Source organism: Streptomyces sp. NPDC059851 (genome assembly GCF_042732005.1).
In the GTDB taxonomy this organism is placed as follows: Bacteria; Actinomycetota; Actinomycetes; order Streptomycetales; family Streptomycetaceae; genus Streptomyces.
Window position 1 is genome coordinate 1 of sequence record NZ_JBHWJJ010000265.1, and the last position, 3,947, is coordinate 3,947.

A 3,947-nucleotide genomic window follows, 5' to 3' on the forward strand; every position below is an offset into this window, starting at 1 on the left:
GTGGGAGAGTAGGACGCCGCCGAACAATCATTGCGGGAAGCCCCGCACCAGCCCCTTCTGGGGGTTCGGTGCGGGGCTTTTCTGCGTTCACGGGCAAGCCCGCGGCCCGCTCGGTATCCTGGCCGCGTTCCCCCGGAGGATTCGATGACAGCACAGCACGTGGAAGACGGCGGGCCGCTCATCCCCCAACCGGCCATGACGCGCGAGGCCCTGCGGGACGCCGTTCGACGGATCGACATGGCGAGCCTCGCCGTGCTCGACCGGGAATGCAACGAAGCCTTCGACCGGGCAGCCGAAACCGGGGCGATCAATCCCCTGCGGTTCTTCCTGATCAAGTGGGCCACGCACGTCGCGATCCACCGGTGGCCGGCGCGGGCAGCAGCCCTCCGCGAAGCAGAACGCGTCGCCGGCGACCCTGCCTCCACCGAGGAGGCGTTCCAGGCCGCGATGGAGACCAGCAGCCGCATCCTCGCCGAGGCGCAGCGGGAAATCGGTCAGTGAGCCCGCGGGGCGAAGGCGTCGAGGGCGACGACGGCTGGGCCTGGGAGTGCGACCCCAGCCGCGTGTGGGTCCTGGGCGACATGCCGGCGGCGCACCAAAGCCTCGTCGGAGCCGTCATGGACGGCCTGGTGGACCTGGCGTCCATGGGCATCGACCCCAAGGACGGCAGCCTGTACGAGGACCCGCACCCGATGCGGCTGCGGACGTACGAGGACGAGCACCTGATGCTCTGGTACCAGACCATCCCGCACCGCAGCCGCGTCTACCTCAAGCGCGTCAACCTCTGACCCGCCGGCTCAGCTCGCGGGCAGTCGTGCAGGAGCACGCAGAAGGACTCGTCAGCGGAGTCGTCGGAGAACACGCGCAGGACCCGTCCGCGGTCCGGCGACACGATCGCGTAGTGCCGGGCGATGTACGAGAGGTTCCCCCACGGCTCCAGGGCGTGGGCCCGCATGAGGACCTGCCCGCAGCGCGTACAGCTGACCCACGGCACCAGGAGCAGATCCTCCAGCCCTCCACTGCTCGCCAGATCAGCTCCGTTGATGACCGTCTCCACCTCGATGAGCTGTACGTCGGCCTGCCGGCCGTCCCCCCGGCACCGCAGGAGCTGCGGCATGAGGTTCTCCCGTTCGCCCCAAGTCTCAGCGACGACCGCAAGCTCCGCCCGAGCCGTCTCACTGATGGCCGTCCCCTCGTCGAGGAGGCCCGCGACGAGCATGCCCAGCCCGGCCTCCTGCTCGCCGATGGCCCAGCAGTCCCTCACGGCCTGGGCGGCACCCGCCGACAGCATCGAAGCCAGTCGGTCCCACACGGCAGCATCATCCTCATTGGTGATCACCCCCGGAGGCTAGATGAGTGAGTCCGATGTTCGTGCTGGCCTCGACCATGGCGAAGGGCGCCCCTTGGCTCGTGTGTGACGACGAACCTGGACGCCCTGCTTGGCGGCACTGCACGTGTTCACCGACGACCGCGTGCCGCCTTGTCACTGGATGCACGCCCCCGCCCGGGACTGGATCCGCTTCGCCCAGCCCGCCTGGGACACCTGTTCCGCTACCTGCCACAGCCGTCCCCCGACAAGCCCTCCGCGGTGGTGGCCGGGTAGAGCCGGAAGCCCCAGAAGAAGCGGGAGTGGGAGCGGCAGTAGCCGTAGCCACAGTGCCCGGCGAGGTCCGAGGTGGGCACCTGCCGGGCCACAGCCTCGGTCCATACCGGTCACCTGGTGCCTGGCCAGGTGCGAAACCCAGCGAGCGGGAGGTGATGGCCGCGCTGCTGCAAAACGCGACCACCGCCTCGTCCGCGCGGGGCAGGTGCTCCTGGCCGACAGGGCATCGCCGGGAAGGAGTTCGAGCCATTGCTGGACGAGCGGCTGGGGGTCCACCTGGTGCGACCGGACCGCAAGAACGAACCGGTCCGGCTCGGGGGATTGCCGGGCAGCCCGGCCGCTGGCGACCGACGCGCTGGTGGCCGCGGTGCCCACCCCGACGCCCACCAGGTCGTCGTAGCACCGAGGCCGACCCGACCGGGCTCCGCCCCTTGAGCCTGCACGGAACCCGTCCTCGCCGCCCGTGGGCGGCGGAGAACGTGCGCTTCGCGGCGTTCGCTGGCTGTCTGAGGCGGGGGGCTTGCGGCTGTCGGGGGTCGGTTGGAGGAGCGGGCCCGGCTGGCTTGGCGGCCAGTGGCCTCGGTGCGGCCGCTGGTGGTGGGATGCGGTGCCCACCAGCCCGAATAGGGCGGGGCCGTGCTCGGCCCCCGGCCGCTGCCCCGCTACCGCACCGCCCCGTCCTCTTGCGCGACCATGTCCTAACCGCAGGACGCAGGAGCGACTGGACCGTGACCCGGCTCTGGGTGTAATGACCCGCAGGGTTGCTGACGCGGCTGATCGGTGGTTGTCCGCCGAGTGCGGGAGAAGCGTTCGATCTCTGCCGTTGGTGTGGGGCCGGTAGGTGCGCGTTCCTAGCTTCCTGACGTCGAGGTGGGCCACCTCGCCCGGCCGGGCCCGTTCGGAGCGTCGGACGGGCTGTCCGGTGGGCCGGTCCGAGAAGGCGGGCCGCAGGCGTTGGCGGCTGAGGATGCGGTGGACGGTCGAGACGGGCAGTCCAGGATCGGACCGATCCGGGCGGGTCCGAGTTTGCGGGTCTGCCGCAGCTGGCAGACGCGGTTTCGACGGCGGTGCGGTGCGGAGTCGTGCGGGGCCGGCTGGGGGCGGTCGGCGAGTCCGGCGTCGCCGCGGCTGGCGGCACGATCCCTCTGGCCTGGCTGATCGCCCCATGCCAAAGGGCGAGCCGGAACACTGGACTACTGGATCTCCCGCCTGCCCACGAACATTCCCCAGGACTTGATCCGGCTGGCGAGAGGCCGTCGGCGGATCGAGCACGCAAACCGCGCGCTGAAGACCGCTCCGGACCTGGACCACTTCGAGGGCCGCTCGTTCGCCGGCTGGCACCGGCACGCCACCCTCGTTGCTGCCGCCCACTGCTCCTGACCCTCTGATGCACTTCGGCTCGCAGCCAGCGGCCTACGCGCTGAAGCGGCGCCTCTGCCCGTCATGCCTCCGATGCGGGTGCTCAGCCAGTTGGAGACCGCGGACGACAACGGCCGTGCTCCCGGCGGCAAGGCTCAGCGCCGGTCTGGGCGAGCGGGACGGCCCTGCCCTACCCGGTGGATCCAGTGGTGGGACCACGCCGGACGGCGGACCCGCGCCAGGCGGGGAGGAGGCTGCGCTGGCCGAGATGATGGCCGACCTGGCCGGCTCGATCGAAGATCCGGAGGCGCGCGGTCAACGAGCAGCACGGCGACCACCACGCTTTTCGTGAACGTTGCGGTCCTGAGCTGCCGACCGAAGGCGTTCGTGCGGGGCGAGCTGGACGTCATGCTGCGCGACGTCATCGAGGAGAGATGGCGGTCGCCCCGGACCGCCTGCTGGCCCAGATCGGGATCTAACGCACGGAGTACCCTGCGCGGGCCCGCGACAACCGTGATCGCCTGGAGGCGCTCAAGGGCGCCCGACGCCCCGGCTGTACGTCCGCGTTCGCACCCGTCTGGAACACGGAGGTGGTGCGTCGACAGGTGGTGGCTTGAGTGGCGGCAGGGGTGGAGCAGGACCTTTGACACCCACCGCGGCAGGTTGTAGGATGTAGCGGTTGCCTGGAACGGAAGAGTTCGGCGACAACCCACAAGCAAGATCCTGACACCCGCTGAATCTGATTCCTCGGGTGCGCAGTCGACTCCTTGTTCAGGAATCCGAAGCCGGGAAATCCGGTGGAAAACTTCTGATAGAGTCGGTCTCGCCGGAAAGGGAAACGCGAAAGCGAAGCCCTGAAAAGCAAACCCGCTTCGACCGGGAATCGGACACGAAAGAGTCTGATAGAGTCGGAAACGAAGAACGAAAGCCCGGAGGAAAGCCCGAGAGGGTGAGTACGAAGGAAGCGTCCGTTCCTTGAGAACTC

3 protein-coding genes and 2 pseudogenes are annotated in these 3,947 nt (G+C 69.6%); 2 read left to right on the forward strand and 3 right to left on the reverse strand.

The genetic code is table 11. The features are described from left to right. Positions 1 to 144: 144 nt before the first annotated feature. A complete protein-coding gene (locus ACFV7Q_RS38465) occupies positions 145 to 501 on the forward strand; it encodes a hypothetical protein (RefSeq protein ID WP_385435606.1) in 357 nt (118 codons plus the stop codon). Next, positions 498 to 788, forward strand: a complete 291-nt coding sequence (locus ACFV7Q_RS38470) for a hypothetical protein (protein ID WP_385435607.1) — start codon at positions 498 to 500, stop codon at positions 786 to 788. Before ACFV7Q_RS38465 ends, ACFV7Q_RS38470 begins: the two co-directional genes overlap by 4 nt. Here the strand turns inward: ACFV7Q_RS38470 and ACFV7Q_RS38475 are convergent. The 3 genes and pseudogenes from ACFV7Q_RS38475 to ACFV7Q_RS38485 form a co-directional block, all read right to left on the reverse strand. After that, positions 764 to 1,339 (reverse strand): hypothetical protein, encoded by a 576-nt coding sequence (locus ACFV7Q_RS38475; protein WP_385435608.1) that lies wholly within the window; start codon positions 1,337 to 1,339, stop codon positions 764 to 766. The genes ACFV7Q_RS38470 and ACFV7Q_RS38475 overlap by 25 nt on opposite strands. Before the next feature lie 236 nt (positions 1,340 to 1,575). Then, positions 1,576 to 1,683: pseudogene (locus ACFV7Q_RS38480) on the reverse strand (IS982 family transposase); the annotation flags it as partial. 769 nt (positions 1,684 to 2,452) lie between these two features. Further along, positions 2,453 to 2,727, reverse strand: a pseudogene (locus ACFV7Q_RS38485) (IS481 family transposase); the annotation flags it as partial. Positions 2,728 to 3,947: the final 1,220 nt, after the last annotated feature.

Excerpts from the sequence above, each read along its gene's own strand:
- ACFV7Q_RS38465 (WP_385435606.1), top strand. The coding sequence starts at position 145 with ATGACAGCACAGCACGTGGAAGACGGCGGGCCGCTCATCCCCCAACCG.